The sequence below is a fragment of the Jatrophihabitans sp. genome (genome assembly GCF_051960575.1).
Taxonomy (GTDB): Bacteria; Actinomycetota; Actinomycetes; order Mycobacteriales; family Jatrophihabitantaceae; genus JBQCEE01.
Map to the genome: position 1 here is coordinate 1 of NZ_JBQCEE010000224.1, position 4,538 is coordinate 4,538.

The 4,538-nt window shown below is 68.6% G+C and carries 8 protein-coding genes; all 8 read left to right on the forward strand.

The annotated features are described in order from the left end of the window. The coding region (gene rpsH / locus ACTHMS_RS12390; RefSeq protein WP_440306973.1) for a 30S ribosomal protein S8 at positions 1–204 on the forward strand (204 nt) is incomplete at its 5' end. Between the two features lie 17 nt (positions 205–221). Next, complete coding sequence (gene rplF, locus ACTHMS_RS12395; RefSeq protein ID WP_440306974.1) at positions 222–761, forward strand: 50S ribosomal protein L6; 540 nt, start codon at positions 222–224, stop codon at positions 759–761. Beyond that, complete coding sequence (gene rplR, locus ACTHMS_RS12400) at positions 761–1,150, forward strand: 50S ribosomal protein L18 (RefSeq protein ID WP_440306975.1); 390 nt, start codon at positions 761–763, stop codon at positions 1,148–1,150. Before rplF ends, rplR begins: the two co-directional genes overlap by 1 nt. A 1-nt stretch (position 1,151) precedes the next feature. Next, positions 1,152–1,790 (forward strand): 30S ribosomal protein S5, encoded by a 639-nt coding sequence (rpsE, locus tag ACTHMS_RS12405; protein WP_440306976.1) that lies wholly within the window; start codon positions 1,152–1,154, stop codon positions 1,788–1,790. A 2-nt stretch (positions 1,791–1,792) separates the two neighbouring features. Continuing rightward, positions 1,793–1,975: a 50S ribosomal protein L30 gene (gene rpmD, locus ACTHMS_RS12410; protein ID WP_440306977.1), complete on the forward strand. Its 183-nt coding sequence runs from the start codon at positions 1,793–1,795 to the stop codon at positions 1,973–1,975. Further along, positions 1,975–2,421, forward strand: coding sequence for a 50S ribosomal protein L15 (gene rplO, locus ACTHMS_RS12415; RefSeq protein WP_440306978.1), 447 nt, complete (start codon positions 1,975–1,977; stop codon positions 2,419–2,421). Before rpmD ends, rplO begins: the two co-directional genes overlap by 1 nt. Positions 2,422–2,648: 227 nt before the next feature. Beyond that, positions 2,649–3,959 carry a preprotein translocase subunit SecY gene (gene secY / locus ACTHMS_RS12420; protein WP_440306979.1) on the forward strand — a complete coding sequence of 437 codons (1,311 nt, stop codon included), beginning with the start codon at positions 2,649–2,651 and terminating at the stop codon, positions 3,957–3,959. Next, the coding region (locus ACTHMS_RS12425; RefSeq protein ID WP_440306980.1) for an adenylate kinase at positions 3,956–4,538 on the forward strand (583 nt) is incomplete at its 3' end. The genes secY and ACTHMS_RS12425, both read left to right, overlap by 4 nt.

Consider the following 4,538-nt stretch of genomic DNA (forward strand, 5'->3'; position numbering starts at 1 on the left):
TTCGGCCCGAACCGTGAGCGCTCGATCGCCGGGCTGCGCCGGGTGTCCAAGCCGGGTCTGCGGGTCTACGCCAAGTCGACGGGCATGCCCCGCGTGCTGGGCGGCCTCGGCACCGCGATCATCTCCACCTCGTCCGGTCTGCTGACCGACCGGCAGGCGGCCAAGCGTGGAGTGGGCGGGGAAGTCCTCGCCTACGTCTGGTAAGGGCTGGTAGTCGTCTCATGTCTCGTATCGGCAAGCTCCCCATCCCCGTCCCGAGCGGCGTCGACGTCGCCATCGACGGACGCACCGTCACCGTGAAGGGCCCGAAGGGCTCGCTCAGCCACACCGTGGCCGAGCCGATCACCGTCGCGCAGGAGGACGGCACCATCGCCGTCAGCCGCCCGGACGACGAGCGCGCGTCGAAGGCCCTGCACGGCCTGTCGCGCACGCTCATCGCCAACATGGTCACCGGCGTCACCGCGGGCTACTCGAAGACGCTCGAGATCGTCGGCACCGGGTACCGCGTGACGGCCAAGGGCAGCGACCTCGAGTTCGCGCTCGGCTTCTCGCACCCCGTCGTGGTCACCCCGCCGGAGGGCATCACCTTCCGCGTCGAGCGGCCGACCCAGTTCGTGGTCGAGGGTATCGACAAGCAGAAGGTCGGCGAGGTCGCCGCCAACATCCGCAAGCTGCGCAAGCCCGACCCCTACAAGGGCAAGGGTGTGCGGTACCAGGGCGAGGTCATTCGCCGCAAGGCTGGAAAGGCTGGCAAGAAGTAATGGGCGCCTCCACGATCGCGAAGCAGCCGCGCCGCTCGGCCGGCATCTCCGCCGCGCGCCGGGTCGGCAAGGCCCGCCGCCACTTCCGCCTGCGCAAGAAGGTCGTCGGCACCGAGGCGCGTCCGCGTCTGGTCGTCACCCGCTCGTCGCGGCACCTGTTCGCGCAGGTCGTCGACGACAGCAAGGGCGTGACGCTCGCGTCGGCCTCGACCTACAAGTCGACCGACGGTGACAAGACCGCGCAGGCCAAGGCGGCCGGCACGGCCCTGGCCGAGGCGGCCCGCGCCGCCGGCGTCACGAAGGTCGTCTTCGACCGCGCCGGCAACACGTACACCGGACGGCTCGCGGCCTTCGCCGACGCCGCCCGCGAAGCTGGATTGGAGTTCTGACATGCCTGGACCTCAGCGAGGTGGACGCTCGGGTGGACCCGGCGGCCAGGGCGGCGACAGCGGGCAGCGCGGCGAGCGTCGCGACCGGCGTGAGGGCGGCCGCGGCCGCGACAACGCGCCGGAGAAGAGCCCGCACCTCGAGCGCGTCGTCACGATCAACCGTGTCGCCAAGGTCGTCAAGGGTGGTCGGCGCTTCAGCTTCACCGCCCTCGTGATCGTGGGCGACGGCGACGGCACGGTCGGCGTCGGCTACGGCAAGGCCAAGGAGGTGCCGGCCGCGATCGCCAAGGGTGTCGAGGAGGCCAAGAAGAACTTCTTCAAGGTCCCGCGCATCCAGTCGACGATCCCGCACCCGGTGCAGGGCGAGAAGGCCGCCGGCGTCGTGCTGCTCAAGCCCGCCAGCCCCGGTACCGGCGTCATCGCCGGTGGCCCGGTGCGTGCGGTGCTCGAGTGCGCCGGCATCCATGACGTGCTGTCGAAGTCGCTCGGCTCCGACAACCCGATCAACATCGTGCACGCGACCGTCGCCGCGCTGAAGCAGCTCGTGCGTCCGGAGGAGGTGGCGGCCCGCCGTGGCCTGCCGCTCGAGGACGTCGCTCCGGCCGGTCTGCTGCGCGCGCGTGCCGGAAAGGCCGGCTGACGATGGCCAAGCTCAAGATCACCCAGATCAAGTCGGGCATCGGTTACAAGCAGAACCAGAAGGAGACGCTGCGCTCCCTGGGTCTCAAGCGCATGCACGACAGCGTCGTGCAGGAGGACCGTCCCGAGATCCGCGGCATGATCAACACCGTGCCGCACCTCGTCCAGGTTGAGGAAGTCGACTGATGGCTGGTTTGAAGGTCCACCACCTGCGTCCGGCCCCGGGCGCCCACACCAAGAAGACCCGCGTGGGTCGCGGTGAGGGCTCGAAGGGCAAGACCGCCGGTCGCGGCACCAAGGGCACCGGCGCGCGCTACCAGGTGCGCCCCGGCTTCGAGGGCGGCCAGCTGCCGCTGCACATGCGGCTGCCGAAGCTCAAGGGCTTCAAGAACCGCTTCCGCGTCGAGTTCCAGGTCGTGAACCTGGACAAGCTCGCCGAGGCGTTCCCGCAGGGCGGCACCGTGGGTGTCGTCGACCTCGTGCAGGCGGGTCTCGTCCGCAAGGGCGAGCTCGTCAAGGTGCTCGGCGACGGCGACCTCGGCGGCGTGAAGCTCGACGTCACCGCCAACGCCTTCTCGGGCAGCGCGAAGAGCAAGCTCGAGGCGGCCGGCGGGTCCGCCACCACCATCTGACACAGTCGTCCGGTTCCGGGACGGGTCGACCACCGCGTCTGCGCGACGCGGGGGTCGGCCCGTCCCGCTGCCGTTCCCAGTCGTTCCGACCTGAGTGCTTCGCCCTCGGCGAACACCACTCGTCCACCCGCCGCCGACCCGGCTGTTAGCCTGAGCACCCGGGCGGCCGGTCTCGGACGTTCCCCGACCCACTCGGCGACCCGACCGCGGTCGTAGCAGGAGGATTCGTGCTCAGCGCCTTCGCCTCGGCGTTCCGGACGCCGGACTTGCGCAAGAAGCTGCTGTTCACGCTCGCGATCATCGCCCTGTTCCGGCTGGGTGCATCGGTCCCGACGCCGAACACCGACACCGCGAAGCTGAACGACTGCATCAGCCAGGCCACCAAGGGCGCGAACGCCAGCCTGTACTCGCTGATCAACCTGTTCTCGGGCGGCGCGCTGCTGCGGCTGTCCGTCTTCGCGCTCGGCATCCTGCCCTACATCACGGCCAGCATCATCATCCAGCTGCTCGTCGTGGTGATCCCGCGCTTCGAGCAGTTGAAGAAGGAGGGGCAGGCCGGGCAGCAGAAGCTGACCCAGTACAGCCGCTACCTCACCATCGGCCTGGCGATCCTGCAGTCGACGGGCTTCATCGCGCTCGCGCGGTCGAACCAGCTGTTCCAGGGCTGCACCGGCATCCTGTACCACCAGGACATCTGGACGCTCACCGTCATGGTGCTCACGATGACGGCCGGCACCGGCGTCATCATGTGGCTCGGCGAGCTCATCACCGACCGCGGTGTCGGCAACGGCATGTCCGTGCTGATGTTCACCTCGATCGCCGCGCGTATCCCGTCCGAAGGTCGCGTCATCTTCCAGAACGCCGGCGGCCTGGTCTTCACCCTGATCCTGGCGCTGGGCCTGGCGATCATCGTCGCCGTCGTCTTCGTCGAACAGGGGCAGCGCCGCATCCCGGTGCAGTACGCCAAACGGCAGGTCGGTCGACGGCAGTTCGGCGGCACGTCCACCTATCTGCCGCTGAAGGTGAACCAGGCCGGTGTCATCCCGGTCATCTTCGCCTCGTCGCTGCTCTACATCCCGCAGCTCATCAGCCAGCTGACCAGCGACAACGGCAAGGTCAGCGGCTTCCAGCGCTGGGTGAACCAGCACCTGCTCGACCAGACCAACTGGGTCTACCTGGTCGTGTACTTCGCGCTGATCATCTTCTTCACCTACTTCTACGTCGGCATCACCTTCGACCCGGTCGAGCGCGCCGACGACATGAAGAAGTACGGCGGCTTCATCCCGGGCATCCGACCTGGGCGCCCGACCGCCGAGTACCTGCAGTTCGTGCTGTCGCGCATCACCCTGCCCGGCTCGCTCTACCTGGGCATCGTGGCCGTGCTGCCGAACTTCTTCTTCAACCTGACCAGCGGCCAGAACCAGAACTTCCCGTTCGGTGGCACCGCGGTGCTGATCATGGTCGGCGTCGGTCTGGACACCGTGAAGCAGATCGAGAGCCAGCTCATGCAGCGCAACTATGAAGGTTTCCTGCGTTGAGGCTCGTGCTCGTGGGTCCTCCGGGCGCCGGGAAGGGGACCCAGGCCGAGTTCATCGCCGAGCACTTCGGGATCCCCAAGATCTCGACCGGAGACATCTTTCGCGCCAACGTCTCGGGCGGTACCGACCTCGGCCGGCTCGCGAAGAAGTACATGGACGCCGGTGACCTGGTTCCCGACGAGGTCACCAACGCGATGGTGCGCGACCGGCTCGGCGAGCCCGATGCCGCCCCCGGGTTCCTGCTCGACGGGTTCCCGCGCAACGTCTCGCAGGCCTACGAGCTCGACGGCATCCTCGGCGACCTCGGTACCCGGCTGGGTGTCGTGCTCGACCTCAACGTCGACAACGACGAGGTCGTGCGGCGGCTGTCCGGGCGGCGTACCTGCAAGAAGTGCGGGCACGTCTGGCACATCGAGTACGACAAGCCGCGCACCGAGGGCGTCTGCGACAAGTGCGGCGGCGAGCTGTACCAGCGCGACGCCGACCGTCCGGACACCGTGCGGCACCGCCTCGAGGTCTACGGCGAGCAGACTGCCCCGCTGATCGAGTTCTACCGCGGACGCAAGCAACTGGTCGAGA

What these genes read in the sequence shown, in the direction of transcription:
- rplF (WP_440306974.1), top strand. Translation starts at nt 222, where the DNA reads ATGTCTCGTATCGGCAAGCTCCCCATCCCCGTCCCGAGCGGCGTCGAC.
- rplR (WP_440306975.1), top strand. Translation starts at nt 761, where the DNA reads ATGGGCGCCTCCACGATCGCGAAGCAGCCGCGCCGCTCGGCCGGCATC.
- rpsE (WP_440306976.1), top strand. Translation starts at nt 1,152, where the DNA reads ATGCCTGGACCTCAGCGAGGTGGACGCTCGGGTGGACCCGGCGGCCAG.
- rpmD (WP_440306977.1), top strand. Translation starts at nt 1,793, where the DNA reads ATGGCCAAGCTCAAGATCACCCAGATCAAGTCGGGCATCGGTTACAAG.
- rplO (WP_440306978.1), top strand. Translation starts at nt 1,975, where the DNA reads ATGGCTGGTTTGAAGGTCCACCACCTGCGTCCGGCCCCGGGCGCCCAC.